Origin of the sequence: Nocardia anocheti (assembly GCF_029675105.1) — a bacterium.
In the GTDB taxonomy this organism is placed as follows: Bacteria; Actinomycetota; Actinomycetes; order Mycobacteriales; family Mycobacteriaceae; genus Nocardia.
This window is the reverse complement of sequence record NZ_JAQQFV010000011.1, coordinates 117,444-143,316: the sequence shown is the minus strand read 5'-3', so window position 1 is coordinate 143,316 and position 25,873 is coordinate 117,444. Positions and strand designations below refer to the sequence as shown.

The window sequence follows — 25,873 nt, the reverse complement described above, 5'->3', positions numbered from 1 at the left end:
CCGGCGATCGGCCGCCGATCCGGGGACGAAAGCGCTGTTCGGCACGGGTCGGTGGAACGCACCGGCCCCGTCGGGTGGGTTCTCGGGCCCGGGCCTGGCACGATGTCAACCGTGCAGCCGAGTCCCGTCGCCGACCTGACCCCCACTTCGCCGCCTTCCCGCGTGCCCGCCCGGCGCGTCGCGGCCGTCGCCGTCCTGCTGGCCCTGCTGGTGCCCGCGTTGGCCGGGTGCCTGCGCGTGCAGGTGTCGATGGGCGTGTCGTCCAACGACCGGGTCTCGGGGCGGATCGTGGCCGCGGTCGTGCCGACCGGGCCCGACGACAAGGGGCCGCAGCTGAAGGCGCCGGATCAGGTCGCGGCGAAGGTGCGGGTGGAGAACTACAACCAGGACGGTTACGTCGGCACCCAGGTGTTCTTCGACGACCTGACCTTCGGCGAGGTCGGCCAGCTGGGTGGGCTCTCCGACCAGACCCAGGGCATGTTCACCCTGGAGTTCCAGCGCTCGGGCGACCTGGTGAGCCTCAACGGGCGCGTCGACCTGGAATCGGTGCCACCGCACGGTTCCGACGTGCAGTTCTCCATCGCCTTCCCCTCCCGCGTGGCCAAGACCAACGGCACCCGCGAGGGCGACAACACCGTGTCCTGGAAACTGCCCGCCGGTGAGGTCTCCACGCTGCGCGCCGAGGTGAAGTACGCCGATCCGAACACCCGCTCGTTCGCGGGCTGGGCGGGCATCGTCGGCGGCATCACCCTGGCCGTGGCGGCGCTGATCGCGGGCATGGCCTTCCGCGACCGCAACCCCGGCCCGCCCAACGCCCCGCGCGGCGGGTTCTCGCCGAGCGAGATGTGGCGTGACATCGCCGCCCGCAGGCTGGGCCGCTGACATGGGCGCGGCGGGCCGCTCGCTGACCTGGCTGGGCACCGGCCTGGCCGTGCTGGGCGCGAGCACCGCCGCCTACAACCTGGCCACCCTGCGCACCCTGCCGCGGCGGGTGTCGGGCGTGATCGAGCCGGTCACCGTGTGTGTCCCCGCGCGCGACGAGGCCGACCGCCTGCCCGAGCTGATCGCGGATCTGCGCGCGCAGACCGGTGTCCCGCGCCTGCGGGTGCTCATCCTCGACGACGCCTCCACCGACGGCACCCACGAGGCCGCGCTCACCGCGATCGGCGGCGACGAACGGTTCACCGTGCTGCGCTCGGCCGCCCACCCCGCCCCCGGCTGGACCGGCAAGGCCGCCGCCTGCGCGCGACTGGCGGCCCGCGCCGACGCGGCCGCGCTGGTCTTCGTCGACGCCGATGTGCGGCTGGCTCCGCAGGCGATCGCGGCGGCGGTCACCGAATTGCGCGGGCGCGGGGCCGGTCTGGTGTCGGCGTGGCCGGTGCAGGAATCGGGCTCGCGCACCGAGCATCTGCTCCAGCCGCTGCTGGCCTGGTCGTGGGCCTCGACCCTGCCGGTGGGTCCGGCCAATCACAGTCTGCGTCCGTCCACCGCGGTGGCGTGCGGGCAGTTCCTCGCGGTCGACGCCGAGGCGTATCGCGCCGGGGGCGGGCACGCCGCCGTGGCCGCCAGCGCCACCGAGGATCTCGACCTGGCCAGGGCCCTGCGCCGGGCCGGACACGGCACCGCGCTGGTCACCGCGAGCCATGCCGCGCGCACGCGCATGTACTCCGGCACCGAGGATCTCACCAACGGCTACACCCGCTGGCTGTGGTCGGCCTACGGCGGACGCGTCGACACCGGTGCCGCCGTGGGACTGCTGCTCGCCCTGGCCTACTGGGTGCCGCCGCTGGCCGCCCTCCTCGGCCGAGGCCGCACGCGCCGCCTCGGTCTACTGGGCTACCTGGCGGCCGTCGCGGGCCGAATCCTCGCGCGCGGCACCGAAACCCGCCGCAGACCCGCCCGCGCCGACATCCTCTCCGCCGCGGCCCATCCCTTCGCCGTCGGCCGCTACCTGACGCTGTGGGTCCGTTCGCACCGACGCCACCGCACCGGCGACCTGCGCTGGAAACAACGCCCACTGGTCACCCCGGACACGTCGATCTCCCTGCGCGCCTAGCGGTTCCGTCCAGCGGTCGCGCTGCCCTGGCGGCACCGCGCGATCGCTACCCGGCGCTGGCGCGCCGCGTGGTCGCCCGGCGGTGCCGAAGGGGAGCTCAGGGGACTTCGGTGATGCCGATGGTCGGGAAGAAGAAGCAGGACTTGCCCGCGTTGTCGGTGGTGCCGAAGACGGCGGCGAGGACGGTGCCGTGGCCGGTGTCGACGGGGACCGCGCGGACGCCGCCGAGGGGGATGGCGGCGAAGAAGAAGTCGCGGATGGCGTTCTCGGCGAGCGGGCGCAGTTCGACGGGGACCTCCGGGGGCACCATGGCGCGCACGATCTCGGCGATGGAGCCCATCGAGGCCAGGCCGCCGCGACCGGTGCTGATATTGAGCCAGGCCACCTGCATTCCGGCGGTCTCGGTGGCGGGGGTGTCGGGGGCCATACCGTAGGGCAGGAAGGTGAACAGGGTCTGGCCGGACTTCACGGCGGACAGGTCCAGGCCGGGCACGGGGACGGCGTTGGTGGGCCACGGGCCGGGGACCGCGCCCGCGACGGCGGGGACCAGGCCGAGCCCGTCGCCCGCGCAGTTCGCCGCGACCGTGGGATACAGGAACGGTTGCACGCCGAGGGCTTTCAGTGTCTCGACGACGGTCTGGTAGGCGCCGAGCAGGTCGGCCGGGCCCGCGGTGGTGGTGGCGGGGGCGTCGCGGGTGACGGCCGGGGTGGCCGGTCGCGCGGTGGCGGTCGGGGCGGCCAGCAGCAGGGCGGCGCAGGCCGTCAGCGAGGTCAGTGCGGTGGTACGACGTGGCACGGTCACGGCGCAACTCCTCATCGTCGGCACTCGGAGATCCGACGCTACTCCGGGAACGCGCTGATCCGGCCCAGGGACACGACCCTCCCCTCCCCCTGATGCCGCGTCAGTATGCCTGCCCCGGACCGCGCGCCCAATCGCTGGGCTCACGGTGATTTCTACCGTTGTGAACCATCCGGTCTGTGCCACATGCTGGTTCAGCTCCGCGCCGTCGGAGCGCAACCATCCAGAGCGACCGAGAGACCTGGCTCGACGACGTCGCAGCAACCAACCCGTTCGACGGGTGGGTGCTTCTGCCCGGTCCGATGGAGGTCTAGCTCATGCCACGCATTCCCTGGAGTCACCTGTGATCCGTCCTCGCCATCGCATCGCCGCTCTCGCCGGAGCGCTCGCCGCCGTCACCACCCTGGTGGCGTGCGGCGAGAACACCGCGGGGTCCGGCGGTGACGCGGGCCCGCCGCGCCCCGGCGGCACGCTGCGCTACGGCCTGTCCGGCGCGCCGACCTGCTCGGATCCCGCCCAGTCGGGCACCAACCAGACCATCTACGTGGCCCGTCAGGTGGTCGACTCGCTGACCGACCAGAACCCCGCCACCGGGGAGATCACCCCGTGGCTGGCGCAGCGCTGGGAAGTCAGCCCCGATGCCAAGGTGTTCACCTTCCACCTGGTCGACGGTGTCACCTTCAGCGACGGCACTGCGCTGACCGCCGACTCGGTGCGCGACACCTTCGACGCGATCATCCGGCTCGGCGGCGTCGAGGCGCCGCTGGGCGTGAGCTACCTGGCCAACTACGTGGGCACCACCGCCGTGGACAAGCTCACCGCCCGGGTCGAGTTCAGCCAGCCCAACGCGCAGTTCCTGCAGGCGTCCTCCACGCCGCAGCTGGGCATCCTTGCCGCCTCCACCAATGCCAAGTCCGCCGACGCGCGGTGCGCGGGCGACAACATCGGCAGCGGTCCGTTCACCTACGCCGAATACAAGCAGGACATCTCGGCGACGCTGGCCAAGCGCGTCGGATACAACTGGGGCTCGGCGGTGTTCGGGCACAAGGGCGAGGCCTACCTGGACCGCATCGAGTTCACCGTGGTGCCGGAGTCGGGCGTGCGCACCGGCAGCCTGTCCTCCGGCCAGCTCGACGCCATCAGCGACGCGCTGCCCCAGGACGCCCCGCAGATCGAGGCGACCGGCGGCCGGATTCTGTCCACCTCCAACCCGGGCACCCCGTTCGGGCTGCAGTTCAACGTGACCCGCGGTCCGCTGCGCGACCCGGCGGTGCGCCAGGCGCTACTGCCCGCGCTCGACCGCCAGCAGCTCGTCGACACCGTTCTGGGCCCACAGTTCAAGCCCGCCACCTCGTCGCTGGCCTCGGCGACCCCGGCCTACCTCGACCAGTCCGCGCGGCTGGCCTACGACCCCGCGAAGGCGAAATCGCTGCTCGACCAGGCGGGTTGGGTGCCCGGCGCCGACGGTATCCGCGCCAAGAACGGTGAGCGGCTGAGCTTCGCGATCACCTTCAGCCAGGTGTTCGCGGGCAACCAGGCCGTGCTCGAGCTGGTGCAGCAGCAGCTGCGCCAGGTGGGCGTGGATCTGAAGCTGGATCTGGTGTCGACGCCGGAGGCGATCGCGCGGCAGAACGGCAAGGACTACGACTCGGTCTACGGCAACTCCACCCGCGCCGACGGTGACATCCTGCGCACCTCCTACGCCCTGGTCGGCCGCAATCTGAACGCGCGCGGCCCGATTCCGGCCCTGGACCAGGTGCTCGACCAGCAGCTGGCCACCACCGACACCGCCGCGCGCGCCGCGCTGATCCAGCAGGCCCAGCGCGAGGTGCTCGACAACGGGCTCATCCTGCCCACCGTCGAACTGTCCCAGGCGATCGGCGCGGCCGGGCACACCCAGGACCTCACCTTCGAGGCCTCGGCGCGGCTGCAGTTCTTCGACACCTGGCTGAGCGGGCACTGAGATGAGCGGGGTGGTCGCGGCGCTGCGGCACTCGGGTCTGCCGAGATACGTCGGTTCGCGGGTGTTGCAGGCGCTCTGGGTGCTGTGGGCGGCGTTCACGGTCTCGTTCGTGGTGCTGTACCTGCTGCCCTCGGACCCGGTGTCGATGGCGGCCGACATCAGCAGCGGCACGCCGGTCGACCAGGCCGCGGTCGCGGAGATGCAGGCCCGCTACGGCCTGGACCAGCCGCTGTGGGACCAGTACCGCACGGCGCTGGGGCATGCCGTCACCGGTGATCTGGGGCGCTCCATCGCCTCCGGGCAGCCGGTGACCGAGGCGCTGGCCGACGCGCTGCCCTCGACGTTGGCGCTGTCGACGCTGGCGCTGCTGTTCGCCGTCGTCGGTGGCACGGCGCTGGCCTTCGCGGCCACCTACACGCGCCGCCCGTGGCTGCGCAACACCCTGGCCGCGCTGCCGCCACTGGGTGTGGCGGTGCCGACCTTCTGGACCGGGCTGATCCTGTTGCAGCTGTTCTCCTTCCGGCTGCACTGGTTCCCCGCCTTCGGCGGCACAGGAGTGCGCGGCACGCTGCTGCCCGCGCTCACCCTGGCACTGCCGGTCGGGGCGGTGATCGCGCAGGTGCTCGCGGCCGGGTTGGCGCAGACCTGGCGTCAGCCGTTCACCGAGGTGGCCTTGGCCAAGGGCGCCTCGCGGTGGTGGGTGCAGTGGCGGCACGTCGCCCGGCTGGCGAGTGTGCCCGCGTTCACCATCGCGGGGGTGCTGGTGGGCACCATGCTGGCCGGTTCGGTGGTGGTGGAGTCGGTGTTCGCCCGGCCCGGCATCGGTCGACTGACCCAGACCTCGGTGCTCAACCAGGACATCCCGGTGGTGCAGGGCGTGGTGCTGTTCTCCGCGCTGATCTTCGTGGCGGTGAACCTGCTGGTCGACCTGCTCTACCCGCTGCTCGATCCCCGCATCACCGGCACCACCGGCACCCGCGCGGCGAAAGCCACCACCGAGGACGACGCCGAGACCCCGCGGGTGGTGCACGGTGTCTGACTCCCCGTCCCCCGCCGATTCCGAAGGGAGCCACCATGGTTGACCTCCTGATCCGCCGGTCCCCGGTGGCCGACCGCACCACCACCGCGACCACCGTCGACACCCACCGCGTGGCCGAGGCCGCCCGCTGGGTCCGCGCGCGACTGGGACTGCTCGCCTCGCTCGCGGTGCTCGCCGTCGCGGTCGGCTGGGCGCTGGCACCCTCGGTGTTCGCCTCCGGCGATCCGCTGACCGGCGTGCCCGCCGAGAAGTTCCAGGCGCCCAGCGCGGCGCACTGGTTCGGCACCGACAACCTCGGTCGCGACCTCTACACCCGGATGGTGCACGGCGCCGGGCTCTCCCTCACCGCCACCCTCTCGGCCGTGGCGATCGCGCTGGTGGCGGGCTCGCTGCTGGGGCTGCTGGCGGGCGCGGCGGGCGGGATCGTCGACACCGTGATCATGCGGGTGGTCGACGTGCTGCTGTCGATTCCCGCGCTGCTGCTGTCGCTGGCCCTGGTGACCGCGCTCGGCTTCGGCACCCGCAATGTGGCCATCGCCGTCGGTGTCGCGCTGATCGCCAACTTCGCCCGGGTCCTGCGTTCGGAGGTGCTGCGGGTGCGGCACGCGCCCTATGTGGAGGCCGCGCACGCCTCGGGGGTGCGCTGGTACGCCGTGCTGACGCGGCACGTACTGCCCAACTCGGTCCAGCCGGTGCTCGCGCTGGCCGCGGTCGAGTTCGGCATGGCGGTGCTGGCGGTCTCCTCGCTCAGCTTCCTGGGTTACGGCACCAAACCGCCCACGCCCGAATGGGGTTCGCTGATCTCGGAGGGCCGCAACTTCCTGGCCTCGGCGTGGTGGCTCACCACGCTGCCCGGTCTGGTGATCATCGCCGTCGTGCTCTCGGCCCAGCGCTTGGGCCGCGCCGCGGGAAGGAACGGGAACCGATGAGCGACACGGCAGTGGCCGCGGCGGCCTCGCCGCGGGCCCCGGCGCCGGATCGGCCCGTGCTGCGGGTGACGGATCTGCGCGTGGACTACCGCTCGGGTGCCCGGGTGGTGCCCGCGTTGCGCGGGGCCTCGATCGAGGTGGCGCGCGGAGAGGTCGTCGCGCTGGTCGGTGAGTCCGGTTCGGGCAAGTCGACGTTGGCGCAGGCGGTGATCGGTCTGCTCGGCGAGGCGGCGCGGATCGCCGACGGGCGGATCGAACTCGGGGGCGAGCAGGTCGACCCGGCCGACGAGAAGTCGCTGCGCCGGTTGCGCGGCGCCCGGGTGGGTTTCGTCCCGCAGGACCCGGGCCTGTCGCTCAATCCGGTCCGGCGGATCGGCGATCAGGTGGCCGAGGCGCTGCGGGTGCACCGGCTGGCCGACCGTCGCGGCGCGGCCGTGCGCGCGCTCGCGCTGCTCGAGGAAGTGGGGCTGGACCGGCCCTCGGTGCGGGCGAAACAGTATCCGCACGAGCTGTCCGGCGGGCAGCGACAGCGCGTGCTCATCGCCATCGCCTTGGCCTGCGGGCCGGAGCTGATCGTCGCCGACGAACCCACCAGCGCGCTCGACGCGACGGTGGCCCGGCAGGTGCTCGACCGGCTGGCCGAGCGGATCGCCGCGCGCGGGACCGCCGTGCTGCTGATCACCCACGATCTGGCCGTCGCCGCCGAACGCGCGGACCGGATCGTGGTGCTCGAACAGGGCGAGGTGGTGGAGTCCGGCCCCACCGCGCAGGTGCTCGCGCGGCCCGCGCACCCCTACACCCAGCGGCTGCTGGCCGCCTCGCCCGCGCTGGCCCCCACCGGTTTCCGGCCGCCGCGTCCGCGCGCGCAGACGCCGTTGCTGTCGGTCCGGGACCTGCGCAAGCGCTTCCACGCCGGGGGGATCACCGCCGTCGACGATGTCGCGTTCTCCCTCGACCGGGGCGAGACCCTGGCCCTGGTGGGCGAATCCGGGTCGGGCAAGTCGACCACGGCGCGGATCGCGGTGCGGCTCACCGAACCCGATCGCGGCACGGTGACCTTCGACGGCCACGACCTCACCGGTGCGCGCCGGGGCAGGCTGCGGGCGCTGCGCCGACGATTCCAGGTGGTGTACCAGAACCCGTACTCCTCGCTGGACCCGCGCTGGCGGGTCGGGGAGATCGTCGCCGAACCGCTGCGCGCCTACGGCGTCGCCGACCGGCCCGCGCGGGTGCGCGAACTGCTCGAACAGGTCGCGCTGCCCGCCGATTTCGCCGAGCGCAGGCCCGCGGAACTGTCCGGCGGGCAGCGTCAGCGGGTCGCCATCGCCCGCGCGCTGGCGCTGCGACCCGATCTGCTGGTGCTCGACGAGCCGGTCTCGGCGCTCGACGCCTCGGTGCAGGCCCAGATCCTGGACCTGCTCGACGCGCTGCAGACCGAACTGTCGCTGGGCTACCTGTTCATCTCGCACGACCTGGCGGTGGTGCGCCAGATCAGCGACCGGGTGGCGGTCATGCGGCACGGCCGGATCGTCGAGACCGGACCCACCGCCGACCTGTTCACCGATCCACAGCATCCCTACACCCGCGAGCTGCTCGCGGCGATCCCCGATCCGGGCATCCGGATCGGCGTCGACGGAAAGGACGACCTCCGATGAGCGGGCCCACCTGGTTCCTCGGTCTCGAACTCGCGGGCACCGGCACGCATCCCGCGTCCTGGCGACGCGCCGACTCCCGGGCCGAGGACCTGTTCACCGCGAACTACTGGACCACGCTGGTGACCGAGGCCGAACGGCTCGGCGTCGACGCGGTCTTCCTGCCGGACTCCTTCGCCGTGCAGGAGGGCGGCGCCGGGGTGACCCGAGGGCGGCTCGACGCCGTCGCCATCGCCGCGCGCACCGCCCCGCTCACCCGGCGCATCGGTCTGATCCCGCAGGTCCCGGTGACCCACACCGAACCGTTCCACGTGTCCAAGGCGATCGCGGCCCTGGACTTCGCGAGCGCGGGCCGCGCGGGCTGGGAGGTGACCGTCTCCCCCGATCCCATCGAGGCGAAGGCGTTCGGCCGCAAGGACGTCCAGGACACGGCGTCGCTGTGGCACGAGGCCGACGAGGCGGTCGAGGTGGTGGCGCGGCTGTGGGACAGCTGGGAGGACGACGCCGAGATCCGCGACGTGTCCACCGGCCGCTTCATCGACCGCGACCGCCTGCACTACATCGATTTCACCGGCGACAACTTCGCCGTGAAGGGCCCGGCCATCACCCCGCGCTCCCCGCAGGGCCAGTCGATCGTCACGGTCCGCGCCGAGGACGCGCCCTCGACCGAACTGGCCGTCCACCGCGCCGACCTGATCCGGATCAGCGCCCCCGACACCTCCACCGCCGCCGCCCACCGCCTCGCCCTACGCACCGCCCTCACCGAGGCGGGCCGTGACCCGGACGCGGTGCGCGTACTGCTCGATCTGCCGGTCCACCTGGCCGATTCGACCGAGACCGCCGCCGCCGAGGTCGCCGAACTCGACACCTGGCTCGACCTCCACCTCCCCACCGCGACCGACGCGTCGACCGAACTCGACAACCGGCCGAGCGACCACGACGACCAGCACCTGGCCGACGCTCCGACAGGCGGTATCGAGACCACATCCGCTGCCGAGGCGCCGAGCACGACCGTGGCTGCCCGCACCGGCGGGTCCGGGTCGGGTGACGGCGCGCTGCGACTGGTCGGCACGGTCGCTGACCTCTTCGCGCTGCTCGCCGAGTTGGCCGACGTGGTGGACGGTGTCGTCCTGCGTCCACTGGCCGTGCCAGCCACCCTCACCGCACTGTCCGCCCCGGCCGTCGCGGACCGTGCACCGGCCGACGAGCCCACACCCGCGACGCCGTCCACCAGCGCCCCGCTGCCCGCATCGGAGGGCGCGGGATCTCCCGCGACACCGGTGGACGCGGGCACCGCACCGCCCACGTTCCGCGAGCGCCTCGGTCTCCCCCGACCCGCCAACCGCTACGCCACCCCGACGGGAGCAGCCCTGTGACCGCCCGACCCCGCAAGCAAGTTCACCTGGCCGCGCATTTCCCCGGCGTCAACAACACCACCGTCTGGGCCGACCCGGCGTCGCAGTCGCAGGTCGACTTCGCCTCCTTCGAGCATCTGGCGCGCACCGCCGAGCGCGGGCTGTTCGACTTCTTCTTCCTCGCCGAGGGCCTGCGGCTGCGCGAGCACCGCGGTCGTATCCACGATCTGGACGTGGTCGGCAGGCCGGACACGCTGACCGTGCTCAACGCGGTCGCCGCGGTGACCGAACGGCTCGGGCTGGCGGGCACCATCAACAGCACCTACAACGAGCCGTTCGAGCTGGCCAAGCAGTTCGCCGCGCTCGACCACCTCTCCGGCGGCCGCGCGGCCTGGAACGTGGTCACCTCCTCCGACGCGTTCACCGGCGAGAACTTCCGGCGCGGCGGCTATCTCGAGCACGGTGAGCGCTACCGGCGCGCGGGCGAGGTGGTCGCGGCGACGCGGGCGCTGTGGGACAGCTGGCCCGCCGATTCGCTGGTGGTCGACCGGGAGCGGGGCGTGTTCGCGCGCGAGATCCCCACCACCGCCGTGCACACCACGCATTTCGACATCGAGGCGCCGTTCGTGGTGCCGCCGAGCCCGCAGGGACACCCGGTGCTGTTGCAGGCGGGCGATTCCGATGAGGGCCGCGAGTTCGGCGCCCGCACCGCCGACGCCATCTTCACCGTGCACGGCACCCTCGAGGCGGGCCAGAAGTTCTACGCCGACATCAAGGGCAGGCTCGCGAAATACGGTCGCGCGCACGACGAACTGCTGGTCTTCCCCGCCGCCACCTTCGTGCTCGGTGACTCCGAGGCCGACGCACACGAACGCGCCCGCGCCATCCGCTACCAGCAGGTGAGCCCGCAGACCGCGATCGCCTTCCTCGAACAGGTCTGGGGCCGTGACCTGTCCGGCTACGACCCCGACGGCCCGCTGCCCGAGATCGAGCCCGACACCGCGACCGAGATCACCCGGGGCCGGGTCCGGCACGCCAAAGATCCGCTCGCCGTGGCGAAGGCGTGGCGGGAGCAGGCCGAGGCCGACAAGCTCAGCATCCGCGAGCTCATCATCGAGGTCACCGCGCGTCAGCAGTTCATCGGCACCGCCGCCCAGGTCGCGGCGCAGATCGACCGCTACGTGCAGTCCGACGCCGCCGACGGGTTCATCCTCGTCCCCCACCTGACCCCCACCGGCCTCGACGAATTCGTCGACACGGTGGTGCCCGAACTGCAGGACCGTGGCAGTTTCCGCACCGCCTACTCCGGAACCACCCTGCGCGACCACCTGGGTCTGCGTCATCCCCACCATCCCGTCGCCGAAGGAGCACGCGCGTCATGACCATCACCGTCGACAACACCGCCACCACCACCTTCACCGACGACTGGCACCGCTGGCACGACGCCCGCGAGGACGCCCTGCGCGACCCCCTGGGCTGGCTCAGTTTCACCGCCCTGCACTGGCTCACCGACCGGCCCGAACGTCTCGACGGCCTGCCGGGCACCTGGTGGGTCACCGACGACAAGGTGTTCATCACCGCCCAGCCCGCCGACCGGCTCGACGTGGACGGCGAGCGGATCGCCGGGGTGCGGATCGTGGTCCCGACCGAGGGCGCGCCGGGCGTCAGCGTGCTCAACGAGGAGAAGGTCTACGAGGTGATCCGCCGCTCGGGGCAGTACGCGGTGCGCGTGCACGATCCCGCTTCGCGGTCGCTGGCCGCGTTCACCGGTGTGGCCGCCTATCCGGTGGACCCGCGCTGGGTGGTCACCGGACGGTTCACCGCCTTCGACGACGAGCGTGTCGTCACCACCGGGGCCGTCGTGGACGGGCTCGAGCACCACCACGCCGCCGCGGGCACCGTCGAGTTCCGGATCGGCACGGTCACCGAGACGCTGGTCGCCTTCGGCACGCCCACCGATCTGCGGGTGCTGTTCACCGACGCCACCAGCGGCGTCACCACCTACCCGGCCGCGCGCTCGCTGGCCCTGGGCGCGGTCGAGGGCGACGGCACGGTCACCCTCGACTTCAACCGGGCGGTGAATCTGCCCTGCGCCTTCACCGATTTCGCGACCTGCCCGGTGGCGCCGCCGGAGAACCGGCTGCGGGTGGCGATCGAAGCGGGCGAGAAGGATCCGAAGCAGTGAGCGTTCCTCTCTCCGTCCTGGACCTGTCCCCGATCAGCGCGGGATCGAATGCCGCGCAGGCCGTGCGCAATTCGGTCGACCTGGCCCGCCACGCCGAGGAGTGGGGCTACCGGCGGTACTGGCTGGCCGAGCACCACTTCGTCTCGGTGGCCAGTTCCGCCTCGCTGACCCTGCTCGCGCTGGTCGCCGCGGCCACCTCACGAATCCGGGTGGGCACCGGCGCGGTGCAGGTGGGTCAGCACACCTCGGCCTCGATCGTGGAGTCCTTCGGCATCGTCGACGCGGTCCAGCCCGGCCGGGTCGACATCGGGCTCGGCCGCTCGGGGCACCGGCGCGCCCAGTTCGGTGCCGAGGCGAGCACCGCCAAGGGCGGCCATCCCGTGCTGGACACGGTGACCGGGCGCACCGAGATCCGCGACGGCGTGGTGGTCCCGCCGCCGTTCGATCCGCGCCGGATCACCGACCGTTCGCGGTTCGTCGCCGCGGGCGAGGCACTACAGCAGCCCGGGGCCGAGTCGCTGGAGTTCGCCGACCAGGTGGCCGAGATCCGGGCCCTGCTGGACGGGACCTATGTCGCCTCCAACGGTGTCGAACTGCACGCGGTGCCGGGCGAGGGCATCGACGCCGAGGTGTGGCTGTTCGGCAGTTCGGCCGGGGAGAGCGCGAAGCTGGCGGGCGAGCTGGGTCTGCCGTTCGCGGCGGCCTATCACGTCTCGCCGGGGACGGCGCTGGACGCGGTCGAGGCGTACCGGGCGGCCTTCCGGCCCTCCGCACGGCTGGCCCAGCCGCACGTGATCGTCTCCGCCGACGTGGTCGTCGCCCCCGACGACGACACCGCCCGCCACCGCGCGAGCACCTACGGCCACTGGGTGCACAGCGTGCGCAGCGGCACCGGTGCGGCCGAATACCTCGATCCCGCCACCGCCGCGCCCCTGACCGCCGACCAGGTCCGCCTGGTGGAGGACCGGCTGGCCGCCCAGATCGTCGGCTCCCCCGCCACCGCCGTGGAGCGTCTCGCGGCCCTGCAACGGGTCACCGGGGCCGACGAACTGCTGGTCACCACCATCACCCACGACCACGCCGACCGCCTGGAATCGCACCGGCTGCTGGCCGAGGCATGGGCGCACAGCACCGTGCGCGCCGCCTGAGGCCTGTCAATCGGTCGTTTCTCACTCCGCCGAGATCTATACGGTGACGTACAACCACGCGTAGCCTGGTCTTATACGTCACCGTATAGATGGAGGTTCCCGTGCGACTCCCCACCTCGGCCCACACCGAACGCCCCTGGCGCATCCACGAGATCGCCCCCGACTTCCCCGTCGAGGACCTCTGGCGCTTCGACACCCCCGGCGCCCGCGCCGAGGACTTCCCCGCGCTGGTGGACGCCCTGAGCCTGGCCCGGACCACCGACGGCCGCGGCCTCACCGCCGTGCTGTTCCGCATCCGCTGGAAGCTGGGCGCGCTGCTGGGCTGGGACCGCGAGGACGCGGGCACCGGCGGCCGCGTCACCTCCCTGCGCACACGCCTGCCCGCCGATCTGCGCGACACCCCGGTGACCGCCGAGGACGGGCCACTGACCCCGCTCTATCGCCTCGACGACGAATACGCCGCCGAGATCGCCAACAGCACCATGCACGGCGTCGCGCACTTGGGCTGGGTCCCCGACGAGACCGGCTACCACCTGCGGATGGCCGTGCTGGTGAAACCCAACGGCGGGCTCGGCCGGGCCTATATGGCCCTGATCAAGCCGTTCCGCTACCTGATCGTCTACCCGGCCATGACCCGGCAGTGGGAGCGGACCTGGCGCGAACTCGCGCTCAGGCGCTGATCGGGGCGGCCGTGACGCCGTAGCCGAGAGCGGTGAGGACCTCGCTGGTGGCCTTGGCGAAGTTCAGGGTGATGAAGTGCAGGCAGGGGGCGCCCTCGTCGATCAGGCGCTGGGCCATCTCGGTGGCGACGCGGATGCCCTCGGCGCGCACGGCGGCGCGGTCCTCCTCCGGACCGGTGCCCGCCGCGCGGGTCAGCCGGGCGACGACGTCGGCGGGCACCGGGCGACCGCTGAGCTCCTCGGCGCGCTGGAGGGTGCGCAGCGAGGTGATCGGCATGAGCTCGGGGATGATCGGCTTGGCGCCCTCGATCGGGTCCATGGCCACCACCCGATCCCGCAACCGCAGGTAGTGCTCCACGTCGAAGAACATCTGGGTGATCGAATACTCCGCGCCCGCACGCAGTTTCGCGGCCAGGTGACGGGTGTCGTGGTCGAGATCCGGTGAGCGGTGGTGGCCCTGCGGGAACGAGGCCACGCCGACGTGGAAGTCACCGAGGTCGCGCACGATGCGCACCAGTTCCTCGGCGTACTCGACGCCCTCGGGATGCTTGCTCCACTCGCCCAGCGGATCACCGGGCGGGTCGCCGCGCAGGACCAGGACATTGCGGATGCCGGAGTCGGCGTAGGAGCCGACCAGCGAGCGCAGCTCGGCGATGCTGTGGCCCACGGCGGTCAGGTGCGCGACCGGCAGCAGCGTGGTCTCCTCGGCGAGGGCGCCGGTGATGCGCACGGTGCGGTCGCGGGTGGAGCCGCCCGCGCCGTAGGTCATCGAGACGAAGGCGGGATGCATGCGCTCGAACTCGCGCACCGCCCGCCACAGCCGCGCCTCACCGGCCGCGTCGCGGGGCGGATTGAACTCGACGGAGAACGGCACACCGCGACCCGCGTGGGTCCGCAGGCTCTGCGCCACCGAGGGGGTGTTCGAGGCGACCGACGGCTGCTGGGCGGGTCGATCCGGGGTCGAACGTCCCCGTCCGTCGTCGAAAGTCACCGGTCCAGTGTAGTGGCGGGGGCGGGTGTGGAACCGGTCGCACCCCGCCGTGTGCGCCGTGGGCGCGACCGTCCGGCCCGCGTATCGTTCGACGCAACGACCGACACGCGCGATCGCCGGTCCGTCCCCCGCTCTGCTCGCCCCTGGAGGTCATCCTGTCCGCCGGAATCGGTACCCCGCTCTCCCGGCTCGTCACCGACGCGCCCACCCCGGCCGACCTCGCCGCGCTCACACCGGGCACGCCCGCGTTCGTCGCCGCCGTCGAGCGGGTGCTGAGCGGGTTCTTCGCCACCCGCCGCGACATCGTCGCCCCGCTGGGGCCGGTGTTCACCGACGCCGCCGACGCGCTCGAGCAGTTCGTCCTGCGCGGCGGCAAGCGCTCGCGGCCCGGGTTCGCGTGGACCGGGTGGCTGGGCGCGGGCGGCGACCCCGCCGGACCCGAGGCGGCCGCGGTACTCACCGCCTGCTCGGCGCTGGAACTGGTGCAGGCGTGCGCGCTGGTGCACGACGACATCATCGACTCCTCCCGGACCCGTCGCGGCTTCCCGACGGTGCACGTCGCCTTCGAGGACCGTCATCACGCGGCGGGCTGGCCCGGCGACGGCGCCGAGTACGGCCGCGCGGTCGCCATCCTGATCGGCGATCTGGCCCTGGCCTGGGCCGACGACCTGGTGCACCAGGCCGGACTCGCGCCCGCCGCGCTGGCCCGGTTCGCCCCGGTGTGGGCGAGCATGCGCACCGAGGTGCTCGGTGGCCAGCTGCTCGACATCAACGGGGAGGCGGGCTGCGACGAATCGGTGGACGCCGCGCTGCGGATCAACCGGTACAAGACCGCCGCCTACACCATCGAACGCCCGCTGCACCTGGGCGCGGCCCTGGCCGGAGCCGACGACGCGCTCATCGCGGCCCTGCGCACCTACGGCACCGACGTGGGCATCGCCTTCCAGCTGCGCGACGACCTGCTCGGCGTGTTCGGCGACCCCGCGGTGACCGGCAAGCCCTCGGGCGACGACCTGCGCGAGGGCAAGCGCACCGTGCTCATCGCCGAGGCCCTGCGCCGCGCCGACGACGACGCCGCCGACCTGATCCGCACCGGCCTCGGCACCGATCTCGACGACACCGCCGTCGACCGGCTGCGCACGCTGCTCACCGAGTTGGGCGCCGTCGACGACGTGGAACGCCGCATCACCGAGCTCACCGACACCGGCCTGGCCGCCGTCGCCGCCAGCACCGCCACGGGGCCCGCCAAGCGGCTGCTGCACGACATGGCACTGGCCGCCACCCGCCGCGCCGCCTGAGCCGGAGAGGAAAGCGCTGTGGGACACGCGAATCATGTGGTCGTGGTCGGCGCCGGACTGGCCGGGCTGGCCGCCGCGCTGCATCTGCGCGGTGCCGGTCACGAGGTGACCGTGCTGGAACGGGCCGATCACCCCGGCGGACGGGTGGGGCGCTACCGCTTCGCCGACTACGAGATCGACTCCGGAGCCACGGTGCTCACGGTGCCCGAACTCATCGACGAGGCACTGGCCGCGGTCGGGCAGACCCGCGACAGCGTCGGGCTGCGCATCCACCGGCTGACCCCGGCCTATCACGCGCGCTTCGCCGACGGCACCGACATCCGCGTCTACGACGACGCCGAGACCATGGCCGCCGAGGTCACCCGGGCCTGCGGACCGGCCGAGGCGCGCGGCTACCGGCGCCTGCGCGAGTGGCTGGGCCGCGTCTACGCCGCCGAGTACGACGACTTCATGGACGCGAACTTCGATTCCCCGCTGGATCTGGTGCGCGGTCGCCGTTCGCGCGCGTCGCTGGCCACCCTGGTCCGCCTCGGCGGGCTGGGCAAGCTCGGGCCGAAGGTCCGGTCGTACCTGCGTGACGAGCGGCTGACCAGGCTGTTCACCTTCCAGGCGCTCTACGCGGGCACGGTCCCGGACAAGGCGCTGGCCCTCTACGGCGCCATCCCGCACATGGACACCTGCCTGGGCGTGTACTTCCCCGAGGGCGGCATGCGCGCCATCACCGCCGCGCTGGCCGAGGCGCTCACCGCGGCGGGTGGACGGCTCGAACTCGGCACCGAGGTCGCCGGGATCGACTACGCGACCGGCGACCGCCGCGACGGCACGCCCGGTCACCGCCACGCCGAGGCGGTGCGCGCCACCGACGGGCGCCGCTTCGCCTGCGACGCCGTGGTGGTCACCGCCGACCTGGGCTCGCTGCGCCGCTTCGGCCTGCGGCACCGGCGCGGGCTGCGCGCCTCGCCCTCGGCCGTGGTCGCGCACGGCACCGTGCCCGCCGAGGTGGCCGCGCGCTGGCCCGTGCAGGCGCATCACACCATCGATTTCGGGGCCGCCTGGGCCCGGACCTTCGCCGAGATCTCGGCCCGGCGGGGCCGCGGGCAACTCATGAGCGACCCCTCGCTGCTGCTCACCCGGCCCGCGCTCACCGACGCGACCCAGTTCGTCGAGCGCGCCGACGGCAGGCACGAACCGCTCTCGGTGCTCGCGCCCTGCCCCAACCTGACGGCCGCCCGGCTGGACTGGGACCGGGTCGGCCCGGCCTACCTGCGCGAGCTGCTCGACACCCTGGAACAGCGCGGGTACACCGGAATCAGCGAGTACTTCACCGTCGATCATCTCGACACACCGGCGACGTGGGCCGCCGCGGGCATGATCGCGGGCACGCCGTTCTCCGTGGCGCACCTGTTCCGGCAGACCGGCCCGTTCCGTCCACGCAACCTGCCAAGGGGCGTGGACAACGTCGTTCTCGCAGGTTGCGGCACCACTCCGGGGGTCGGCGTGCCCACGACGCTGCTGTCGGGCAAATTGGCCGCGGCGCGAATCACCGGTAGCCGGACGCGCACCGGTACCGACCACCGGGTTAGTGTTCGGAGTTGAAGCCGTAAACTGACGGCCGACTTATCAGCTCGCGGTTGCGACCGCCGACCATCCGGGGGGACCGACCGAATATGCCGCCCTCCGAGACGACCGTAGGCCCCATGGACACCATGCGCACTCTCGAGCCGCAGCGCCACCTTCCTCCCGGGACCGACCCCGGTCTCCGGACATGGCTGCGCACCGCAGGCGACTTCGCTCGCAGCCCCGAGGGCCACGCGGCCCTGCTCGGCTTCTTCGGCGCGGTGATGATCACCTTCGGCGGCTTCGGGGCGGGCGCGGTCCGCAAGCGCGATCCGCTGCTCGAGGCCCTGCACCTGTCCTGGCTGCGCTTCGGCCACGGCTTCGCGCTGTCGACGATCCTGGTCTGGGCCGGTGTGCTGATGATGATCGCCGCCTGGGTCCGGCTCGGCCGCAACACCCTCCGCGGCGACGCCACCACGGTCACGCTGAACGAACTGCGCGCCATCGTCGGGATCTGGACCACCCCGCTGCTGTTCGCGGCGCCGATGTTCAGCCGCGATGTCTACTCCTACCTGGCCCAGGGCGCGCTGCTGCGCGACGGGTTCGACCCCTACCAGGTGGGCCCGGTCGCCAACCCCGGCATCCTGCTCGACAACGTGAGCCTGGTCTGGACCACCACCACCGCCCCCTACGGGCCGGTGTTCCTCCTCATCGGCCGCGCGATCACCATGATCACCGGCGACAACATCATCGCGGGCACCATCGCCCTGCGCCTGGTGATGCTGCCCGGCCTGGCCCTGATGATGTGGGCGGTGCCGCACCTGACCAAGCACCTGGGTGGCAAGCCCACCGTGGCGCTGTGGCTGGCGGTGCTCAACCCGCTGGTGCTGATCCATCTCATCGGCGGCGTGCACAACGAACTGCTCATGGTCGGCCTGATGTGCGCGGGCATCGCGCTGGTGCTGGAACGTCATCACGTGGCGGGCATCGTCGTGGTCGCCATCGGCGTCGCGATCAAGGCCACCGCGGCCGTCGCGCTGCCGTTCCTGGTGTGGATCTGGATTCTGCACGAGAAGGAACGCCGGGCCGCCCAGCGGCGCGCGGTCATGGACGCCGACACCGGACCGTCCGAGGACCAGAAACACCCGGACGCGGCCCGGCCCTCGGCCGACATGCCCCATCCGCTGCTGGTGTTCGCCAAGATCGCCGGAATCGGCTTCGCCGTCTTCGCGGCGGTGTTCGCCGCCGCCTCGGCCATCGCCGGAGTCGGCTTCGGCTGGGTCACCGCGCTGCAGGGCTCGAACAAGATCATCCAGTGGCTCTCGCTGCCGACGCTGCTCGCCGAGATCATCACCTGGATCACCCCGCTGGACTTCGATTCCACGCTCTGGTGGACCCGCAAGCTGTGCCAGGTCGCCCTGGTGCTGATCCTCATCGCCACCTGGTGGCGGTTCCGGCACAGCGAGCGTGAGGCCGTGATGGGCATCATCATCGTCTTCGTCGGGATCGTGCTGCTCTCCCCCGCCGCGCTGCCCTGGTACTACTCGTGGCCGCTGGCGCTGGCCGCCGCGTTCGCCCTGTCCACGCGCACGCTCATGTGGCTGGTCGGGATCTGCACCTGGCTGATGCTGGTGTTCCAGCCCGACGGCGCGAACGGGCTCTACAACTTCTGGCACGTGGCCCTGGCCACCGCCGCCTCCATCGTCGCCGCGGTGTCGCTGCGCACCGTCGATCCGCTGCATCTGCGGTCCGCCAGCGCGCGGGCCGCGGGCCGCAAGCCCGCGACCTCCGTCCCCGGATGAGTCCCCGGCGACCGGACGGACCGGATCGCGCGCCGTCCACCGGGCACCTCGACGCCGCCTACGCCAGCTGCCGCCGCATCGCCGCCGCCCACGGCCGCACCTACTATCTGGCGACCGCCCTGCTCACGCCCCCGCAGCGCCGGGCGGTACACGCGCTCTACGCCTTCGCCCGGATGGTGGACGACATCGTCGACCACGCCGAGAACCCCGCCCATGTGCTCGATCCACGCGCCCGCGCCCAGCGTCCGCCGGTCGCCACGGCCGAGGACCTCGACGTGGTCGAGAAGCAACTGCGCCTGGCCATCGACGGCACCGCGATCGACACCACCGACCCCCTGCGGCGCCAGATCCTGACCGCCACCGGCGACACGATCCGCCGCTACGCCATCGCGCCCACCCACCTCTGGACCTTCCTCGACGCCATGCGCATGGACGTCCCCGGCAGCCCCACCCACCGCACCCGCTACGCCACCATGAGCGAACTGCGCGAATACATGCGCGGGTCCGCCGCCGCCATCGGCCTGCAACTGCTGCCGGTCCTGGGCACGGTGGTCCCGCTCGACCGGGCCGAACCGGCGGCGGCGACCCTGGGCGAGGCGTTCCAGCTCACCAATTTCCTGCGCGACCTCGGTGAAGACCTGGACCGCGACCGCGTCTACCTGCCCGCCGACGAACTGGCCGCCTTCGGCGTCGACGAAGCCCACCTGCGCGCCTGCCGGGCCACCGGACACACCGACCCGCCGCTGCGCCGCGCCCTGGCCCACCTGATCGCGATCAACCGCGACCTCTACCGCCGCGCGACCCCGGGCATCGCCCTGCTCGACCCGCGCGTGCGCCCGGCCATCGAGACCGCGGCCATCCTCTACGGCGAGATCCTCGACCGCATCGAAGCCGCCGACCACCAGGTCTTCGCCGCCCGCGCCACGGTTCCCACGCGCCGCCGAATCCTGGTCGCGGCCAAGGGGTTCACCGCCGCGGTCGGCCGCCGGTAGCTCGGGCGAGGCCCGCGCGGCAGTGCCCCGCGGCGATCAGAAGGGTTCGGCGGCGGCGCGGCGGACGACCTCGCGGGCCAGCGGGCCGTGCAGGGCGTCGACGGGGCGGCCGGGCAGCGAGTCGTCCTCGGTGTAGATCCAGCGCAGGATGTCCTCGTCGGAGTACTTGCCGTCGCGCATCACCGTGATCAGGCCGGGGAGCATGCGGACGATCTCGTCGTTGTCGTCGAAGAAGCGGGACGGAATGCCTGCCACACCGTCGCGGCGGACCGCGAGGACCTGGTGGTCGCGCAGCAGCTGGTGCACGGCGGTCACCGGGATGCCGAGTATCTCGGCGGCCTCGGGGAGCGAGACGAGGGTTTCGGTGTCGGGCAGCACATCGTCGCTGCAGGGGAAGGCACTCACCCGCACAACAGTAGTCAACGAGGGCTGGCGTGCATCCGCTGGCATGCCACCCCCGCCCGGCTACGATCGTGGTGGCCGCACCGGGCGGCCGGGAAAGCCGGAGGACATCACTTGATCGGCCAGATGCTGGAAGGGCGCTACCGCATCGATGCGCCGATCGCGCGCGGCGGAATGTCGATGGTGTTCCGGGGAACCGACACCCGGCTCGATCGCCCGGTGGCGATCAAGGTGATGGACCCGAAGTTCGCCGGTGACCCGCAGTTCCTCACCCGCTTCGAGTTCGAGGCGCGCGCGGTGGCCAAGCTCAAGCACGCCTCGCTGGTGGCCGTCTACGACCAGGGCATCGACGGCGAATACCCCTTCCTGATCATGGAACTGGTCGAGGGCGGCACCTTACGCGAGCTGCTGCGCGAACGCGGCCCGATGCCCCCGCACGCGGTGCGCGCCGTGGCCGAGCCGGTGCTGCGCGCGATCGGCACCGCGCACGACGCGGGCCTGGTGCACCGCGACATCAAGCCGGAGAACGTGCTGATCTCCGACGCGGGCGAGGTGAAGATCGCCGACTTCGGCCTGGTCCGCGCCGTCGCCGCCGCCAACACCACCTCCGCCAGCGTGATCCTGGGCACCGCCGCCTACCTGTCCCCCGAGCAGGTCACCACTGGCACCGCCGACGCGCGCAGCGACGTGTACTCCTTCGGCATCCTGATCTTCGAACTGCTCACCGGCCGGGTGCCCTTCACCGGCGACAACTCGCTGTCGGTGGCCTATCAGCGGGTGGAGAACGACGTGCCCGCGCCGAGCCAGTTCATCGGCGGGGTGCCGCCGGAGTTCGACGCGCTCGTCGCCAAGGCCACCTCGCGCGATCCCGACCAGCGCTTCGCCGACGCCCACGAGATGGCCGCGCAACTGCAGTCGATCGCCATGCTGCTGAGCCTGCCACCGTATCGGGTGCCCGCCCCTCGGGATTCGGCCGAGCACCTGTCCGAGAACTACCGCACCGGCGCCGCGCACCATCCCGGTGACGCGCCGCTCACCCCCGCTCCCGTTGCCGCGCACCCGGTTCCGGCGCCCGCCGCGCAGCCGCAGCACACCCGGGTGGTCACCGCGCAGCGGCCGCGCCCCGACGAGTACGCCCAGCCCGCCCAGCACCATCCGCTGGTGCCGAACGAGACCCACGCGCGGCGCACCGGGCTGATGTGGGTCGGCATCGTCACCGCGCTCACCCTGCTCGTCGGCATCGGCGGCTGGTGGGTCGGCGTGGGCCGCTACACCGCGGTGCCGCCGATCGCGGGCATGGATTCCGACCGCGCCGTCGCGGTGCTGCAGGAAGCCGGTTTCGAGACTGTGCTGCGACAGAAGGCCTCCGACACCGTGCCGGTCGGCGGGGTCGTCGGCACCGATCCGTCGGCGGGCTCACGGGTCACCAAGAGCTCCACCGTCGCGGTGCTCATCTCCAACGGCAAGCCCCGGGTGCCCGACATCAACCCCGGCGACCAGATCAGCACCATCAACCAGGCCATCCGCGACGCCGGGTTGCAGCCGATCGACGCGGGCGAGGCCGCCAGCACCGCCCCCAAGGGCACCCTGGCCAAGGTCGATCCCGCCCCCGGCACCATCCTGCCGATGGGCGCGCAGGTGAAGGTCTACCGCAGCAAGGGCTCGCAGCCGGTCAATGTGCCCGATGTGCGCGGCAAGTCCACCGAGGACGCCGCCAAGGCCCTGGCGGCCGCGGGCCTGACCGTGCGCGAGACCAGGGTGCAGTACGACAAGAGCGTGGAGGGCGACAAGGCGATCGGCACCGACCCCGCCGTCGGCACCACCCTGCAGTCCGGCGACAGCGTCACCCTCATCGTCTCCAGCGCGGTGAAGGTGCCCAATGTGATGGGTCAGTCGGTCGGCAGCGCCCGCTCCAAGCTGCAGCAACTCGGCTTGCAGGTGGAGGTCAAGTCCCTCACCGATTCCGACAGTTCCCTGGTGATCGGCCAGGTCCCCGGCTTCAACTCGAATGTCGAGGCGGGCAGCACGGTGACGCTGACCGCCCTGCCCTGACGTGAAGCCTTGACAACCTACAACCAATCGGTTGTACATTGGAGGGGTGAACGACACCGACGAGGACGCGGCAGACGCCATGTTCCACGCGCTCGCCGACCGCACCCGGCGCGATATCGTGCGCCGTGTGCTGGCCGGTGAGCATTCGGTGTCGGCACTGGCGGAGAACTACGACATGAGTTTCGCCGCCGTCCAGAAGCACGTGGCCGTGTTGGAACGTGCCGGACTGCTGACCAAGCGACGTCAGGGCCGGGAACAACTGGCCAGTGGTGACGTCGCCGCGGTCCGCGCGGTCGCCGACATGCTCACCGACCTGGAACAGATCTGGCGCGGCCGTATCGGCCGGATCGACGACCTCATCGCCCTCGATCCTCAACAGGAGGAATGAATCATGCCCGTCACCGACGTCAGCCACGATCTCGACACCCGCACCCTCACCATCACCGCCGAATTCGCGGCTCCGCGCGACCGGATCTGGCAGATCTACGCCGACCCGCGTCAGCTGGAGAAGATCTGGGGCCCGCCCACCTACCCGGCGACCGTGGTCGAGCACTCGCTCACCCCCGGCGGCCGGGTGACCTACTACATGACCTCCCCCGAAGGCGAGAAGTTCGGCGGGTACTGGAAGGTCATCTCGGTCGACGAGCCCCACGGCTTCAGCTTCGAGGACGGCTTCGCCGACGCGAACCTCGAGCCCGTCACCACGATGCCCGTCTCGACGAGCACCTACACCTTCGCCGAGGACGGCGGCCGCACCACCGCCATCTACGTCAGCGTCTACGACACCGCCGAGGGCCTGCAACAGGTCCTCGACATGGGCGTGGTCGAAGGCGCCACCGGCGCCATCAACCAGATCGACGACCTCCTCGCCCACTGACCTACCGGGCCCCCGTCACCTCAACATCTCGGCGACCAGGAACGACAGTTCCAGGGACTGCTGGGTGTTGAGGCGGGGGTCGCAGGCCGTTTCGTAGCGGTCCTCGAGGTCGAGGTCGGAGATGTCCTGGGCGCCGCCGAGGCATTCGGTGACGTTCTCGCCGGTCAGCTCGATGTGCAGGCCGCCGGGGTGGGTGCCCAGGGCGCGGTGCACCTCGAAGAAGCCCTGCACCTCGTCGACGATGCGGTCGAAGTGGCGGGTCTTGAAGCCGGTGGACGACTCGTGGGTGTTGCCGTGCATGGGGTCGCACTGCCAGATCACCTGGTGGCCGGTGGCCTGCACCTTCTCGATGATCGGGGGCAGCACGTCGCGTACCTTGCCGTTGCCCATCCGGGCGACCAGCGTGAGCCGACCGGGCTCGTTGTTGGGGTCGAGCCGCTCGACGTACTCCACCGCCTGGTCGGGGGTGGTGGTCGGGCCGATCTTGAGGCCGATCGGGTTGGCGAGCAGCTCGGCCAGCGCGATGTGGGCGCCGTCGAGCTGACGGGTGCGCTCGCCGATCCACAGGAAGTGCGCCGAGAGGTCGTAGAGCAGCGGCTCGCCGGTCTCGGACTCGCTCAGGCGCAGCATGGCCCGCTCGTAGTCGAGCACCAGCGCCTCGTGCGAGGCGTAGATGCGGGCCGACTTCAGGCTCGGATCGTTGACCTGACAGGCGGTCATGAACCGCAGACCGCGGTCGATCTCCTCGGCCAGCGCCTCGTAGCGCGCGCCCGCGGGCGACTGGGCGACGAAATCGCGGTTCCAGTCGTGCACCTTGTGCAGGTCTGCCATGCCCGCACTGGTCAGCGCGCGGACCAGGTTCATCGCGGCGCTGGCGTTGGCGTAGGCGCGCACCAGCCGCGACGGGTCGTGGCGGCGCAGCGCCTGATCGGCGACCAGGGAGTTGACCATGTCGCCGCGGTAGGAGGTGAGACCTAGCGCGTCGGTGTCGGAGGAGCGCGGCTTGGCGTACTGCCCCGCGATGCGGGCCACCTTCACCACCGGCAGACTGGCGCCGTAGGTGAGTACCACGGCCATCTGCAGCAGGGTGCGGATATTGCCGCGGATGTGCGGTTCGGTGTTGTCGGCGAAGGTCTCCGCGCAGTCACCGCCCTGCATGAGGAACGCCTCGCCCCGGGCCACGGCGGCGAGCTGGGTCTTGAGCTCCTCGACCTCGGCGGGCAGGCAGATCGGCGGCACGCTCTCCAGCACCGTACGCATGGTGGCGGCCTCGTCGGCGTCCCAGGACGGCTGCTGCAGCGCGGGCCGAGCCAGGGCGGCGTCGAGCCGTGCGCGCAACTCCGCGGGCAGCGGCGGCAGTTCCGGCAGGCGGTCAATGGGTACGTCGACGGTCCAGGTCACCAGATCAGAATACGTTCATCGATGTCGCCTGCGCGCTCTACCCGTGTACAACGCGGACAACGCGGCGACATAGGGTTTTCCCGACCCACCCCGGGTCGGGCTCCGCACCGTCGCGAGCCTCCCACCGGCATGAAGAGGCGATCTCCCTGCGATATTTCTACGATTCGGAATTCATCGAGGACGGTTCGACGATCGATCTGATCTCGATCGGCGTCGTCTGTGAGGACGGACGCGAGTACTACGCGGTGTCCACCGAATTCGACGCGAGCCGGGCCGGACCGTGGGTGCGCAAGCATGTGCTGCCGAAGTTGCCGCCCGCGGGATCGCCGCTGTATCGGACCAGGGAGCAGATCCGCGACGACCTGCACAAGTTCTTCCTGCCGCGCGCGAGCGTGCAGCCGGAGCTGTGGGCCTGGGTGGCCGCCTACGACCATGTGGCGCTGTGCCAGCTCTGGGGCGACATGACCGCCTTGCCCAAGGAGATGCCCCGCTACACCAACGAACTGCGCCAGCACTGGGTCGCGCACGGCAGCCCGGACCTGCCGCCCATCCCCGGTGACGCCCACGACGCGCTGGCCGACGCCCGCCACAACCTGGCCAAGTTCGACGCCATCGAGTCCTACCGCCGCACCCCGCGTCTCTGAGCCGCGAACGACGAAGGCCCCGGATCGCCGTAGCGATCCGGGGCCTCTCGT

General features: G+C 72.0%; 23 protein-coding genes and 1 riboswitch. Of the genes, 19 read left to right on the top strand and 4 right to left on the bottom strand.

Going from position 1 to position 25,873, the window contains the following annotated elements:
* The first annotated feature begins 102 nt into the window (after positions 1–102).
* Both QC180_RS26510 and QC180_RS26505 read left to right on the top strand, forming a co-directional pair.
* Positions 103–882 carry an LppM family (lipo)protein gene (locus tag QC180_RS26510; protein WP_474646543.1) on the top strand — a complete coding sequence of 260 codons (780 nt, stop codon included), beginning with the start codon at positions 103–105 and terminating at the stop codon, positions 880–882.
* Between the two features lies 1 nt (position 883).
* Positions 884–2,056, top strand: coding sequence for a glycosyltransferase (locus QC180_RS26505; protein WP_278265618.1), 1,173 nt, complete (start codon positions 884–886; stop codon positions 2,054–2,056).
* Positions 2,057–2,153: 97 nt separating this feature from the next.
* Here the strand turns inward: QC180_RS26505 and QC180_RS26500 are convergent, their stop codons facing one another.
* On the bottom strand, positions 2,154–2,858 hold the full coding sequence (locus QC180_RS26500) for a hypothetical protein (RefSeq protein ID WP_278265542.1): 705 nt from the start codon (positions 2,856–2,858) through the stop codon (positions 2,154–2,156).
* Between the two features lie 213 nt (positions 2,859–3,071).
* A riboswitch (SAM riboswitch) is annotated at positions 3,072–3,164 on the top strand.
* A 34-nt stretch (positions 3,165–3,198) separates the two neighbouring features.
* Here QC180_RS26500 and QC180_RS26495 point away from each other — a divergent pair.
* From QC180_RS26495 to QC180_RS26455, 9 genes are all read left to right on the top strand, one after another.
* A complete protein-coding gene (locus QC180_RS26495; RefSeq protein ID WP_278265541.1) occupies positions 3,199–4,818 on the top strand; it encodes an ABC transporter substrate-binding protein in 1,620 nt (539 codons plus the stop codon).
* Positions 4,819–4,855: 37 nt separating this feature from the next.
* Positions 4,856–5,857, top strand: a complete 1,002-nt coding sequence (locus QC180_RS26490; RefSeq protein ID WP_278265617.1) for an ABC transporter permease — start codon at positions 4,856–4,858, stop codon at positions 5,855–5,857.
* A 35-nt stretch (positions 5,858–5,892) separates the two neighbouring features.
* Positions 5,893–6,786, top strand: a complete 894-nt coding sequence (locus tag QC180_RS26485) for an ABC transporter permease (protein ID WP_278265540.1) — start codon at positions 5,893–5,895, stop codon at positions 6,784–6,786.
* The gene (locus QC180_RS26480; protein WP_278265539.1) at positions 6,783–8,441 is read left to right on the top strand and encodes a dipeptide ABC transporter ATP-binding protein; all 1,659 of its coding nucleotides are present in this window, start codon (positions 6,783–6,785) and stop codon (positions 8,439–8,441) included. Before QC180_RS26485 ends, QC180_RS26480 begins: the two co-directional genes overlap by 4 nt.
* Entirely contained in the window at positions 8,438–9,814 is a 1,377-nt protein-coding gene (locus QC180_RS26475) for an LLM class flavin-dependent oxidoreductase (RefSeq protein WP_278265538.1), read from the top strand. The genes QC180_RS26480 and QC180_RS26475 overlap by 4 nt, the downstream gene beginning before the upstream one ends.
* Complete coding sequence (locus tag QC180_RS26470) at positions 9,811–11,175, top strand: NtaA/DmoA family FMN-dependent monooxygenase (protein WP_278265537.1); 1,365 nt, start codon at positions 9,811–9,813, stop codon at positions 11,173–11,175. Before QC180_RS26475 ends, QC180_RS26470 begins: the two co-directional genes overlap by 4 nt.
* The gene (locus tag QC180_RS26465; RefSeq protein ID WP_278265536.1) at positions 11,172–11,978 is read left to right on the top strand and encodes a DUF1684 domain-containing protein; all 807 of its coding nucleotides are present in this window, start codon (positions 11,172–11,174) and stop codon (positions 11,976–11,978) included. The genes QC180_RS26470 and QC180_RS26465 overlap by 4 nt, the downstream gene beginning before the upstream one ends.
* Complete coding sequence (locus QC180_RS26460; RefSeq protein WP_278265535.1) at positions 11,975–13,126, top strand: LLM class flavin-dependent oxidoreductase; 1,152 nt, start codon at positions 11,975–11,977, stop codon at positions 13,124–13,126. The genes QC180_RS26465 and QC180_RS26460 overlap by 4 nt, the downstream gene beginning before the upstream one ends.
* A 101-nt stretch (positions 13,127–13,227) precedes the next feature.
* Positions 13,228–13,806, top strand: a complete 579-nt coding sequence (locus QC180_RS26455) for a DUF2867 domain-containing protein (RefSeq protein WP_474646542.1) — start codon at positions 13,228–13,230, stop codon at positions 13,804–13,806.
* Here QC180_RS26455 and QC180_RS26450 read toward each other — a convergent pair.
* Positions 13,796–14,716 (bottom strand): methylenetetrahydrofolate reductase, encoded by a 921-nt coding sequence (locus QC180_RS26450; RefSeq protein WP_278265616.1) that lies wholly within the window; start codon positions 14,714–14,716, stop codon positions 13,796–13,798. The genes QC180_RS26455 and QC180_RS26450 overlap by 11 nt on opposite strands.
* Before the next feature lie 224 nt (positions 14,717–14,940).
* Between QC180_RS26450 and QC180_RS26445 the strand changes: the two genes are divergently transcribed.
* The 4 genes from QC180_RS26445 (at position 14,941) to QC180_RS26430 (ending at position 20,446) form a co-directional block, all read left to right on the top strand.
* Entirely contained in the window at positions 14,941–16,095 is a 1,155-nt protein-coding gene (locus QC180_RS26445; RefSeq protein ID WP_474646547.1) for a polyprenyl synthetase family protein, read from the top strand.
* An 18-nt stretch (positions 16,096–16,113) separates the two neighbouring features.
* The gene (gene crtI / locus QC180_RS26440) at positions 16,114–17,691 is read left to right on the top strand and encodes a phytoene desaturase family protein (RefSeq protein ID WP_278265532.1); all 1,578 of its coding nucleotides are present in this window, start codon (positions 16,114–16,116) and stop codon (positions 17,689–17,691) included.
* A gap of 110 nt (positions 17,692–17,801) precedes the next feature.
* Positions 17,802–19,454 carry an alpha-(1->6)-mannopyranosyltransferase A gene (locus tag QC180_RS26435; RefSeq protein ID WP_278265615.1) on the top strand — a complete coding sequence of 551 codons (1,653 nt, stop codon included), beginning with the start codon at positions 17,802–17,804 and terminating at the stop codon, positions 19,452–19,454.
* On the top strand, positions 19,451–20,446 hold the full coding sequence (locus QC180_RS26430) for a phytoene/squalene synthase family protein (protein WP_278265531.1): 996 nt from the start codon (positions 19,451–19,453) through the stop codon (positions 20,444–20,446). Before QC180_RS26435 ends, QC180_RS26430 begins: the two co-directional genes overlap by 4 nt.
* A gap of 36 nt (positions 20,447–20,482) precedes the next feature.
* Here the strand turns inward: QC180_RS26430 and QC180_RS26425 are convergent, their stop codons facing one another.
* Positions 20,483–20,851 (bottom strand): Rv2175c family DNA-binding protein, encoded by a 369-nt coding sequence (locus tag QC180_RS26425; protein WP_278265530.1) that lies wholly within the window; start codon positions 20,849–20,851, stop codon positions 20,483–20,485.
* Between the two features lie 123 nt (positions 20,852–20,974).
* On the opposite strand from QC180_RS26425, the gene pknB reads away from it, so the two are divergent.
* Genes pknB through QC180_RS26410 form a run of 3 tightly spaced genes read left to right on the top strand, consistent with a single transcriptional unit; the run spans position 20,975 to position 23,777 of the window.
* Positions 20,975–22,900, top strand: a complete 1,926-nt coding sequence (pknB, locus tag QC180_RS26420) for a Stk1 family PASTA domain-containing Ser/Thr kinase (RefSeq protein WP_278265614.1) — start codon at positions 20,975–20,977, stop codon at positions 22,898–22,900.
* 46 nt (positions 22,901–22,946) lie between these two features.
* Positions 22,947–23,288: an ArsR/SmtB family transcription factor gene (locus QC180_RS26415; RefSeq protein ID WP_278265529.1), complete on the top strand. Its 342-nt coding sequence runs from the start codon at positions 22,947–22,949 to the stop codon at positions 23,286–23,288.
* Positions 23,289–23,291: 3 nt separating this feature from the next.
* The gene (locus QC180_RS26410; RefSeq protein ID WP_278265528.1) at positions 23,292–23,777 is read left to right on the top strand and encodes an SRPBCC family protein; all 486 of its coding nucleotides are present in this window, start codon (positions 23,292–23,294) and stop codon (positions 23,775–23,777) included.
* 15 nt (positions 23,778–23,792) lie between these two features.
* Here QC180_RS26410 and QC180_RS26405 read toward each other — a convergent pair whose 3' ends face one another.
* Positions 23,793–25,178, bottom strand: coding sequence for a class II 3-deoxy-7-phosphoheptulonate synthase (locus QC180_RS26405; protein ID WP_278265527.1), 1,386 nt, complete (start codon positions 25,176–25,178; stop codon positions 23,793–23,795).
* 146 nt (positions 25,179–25,324) lie between these two features.
* On the opposite strand from QC180_RS26405, the gene QC180_RS26400 reads away from it, so the two are divergent.
* The gene (locus QC180_RS26400; RefSeq protein WP_278265613.1) at positions 25,325–25,822 is read left to right on the top strand and encodes a polyadenylate-specific 3'-exoribonuclease AS; all 498 of its coding nucleotides are present in this window, start codon (positions 25,325–25,327) and stop codon (positions 25,820–25,822) included.
* The last annotated feature ends 51 nt before the right edge of the window (positions 25,823–25,873 follow it).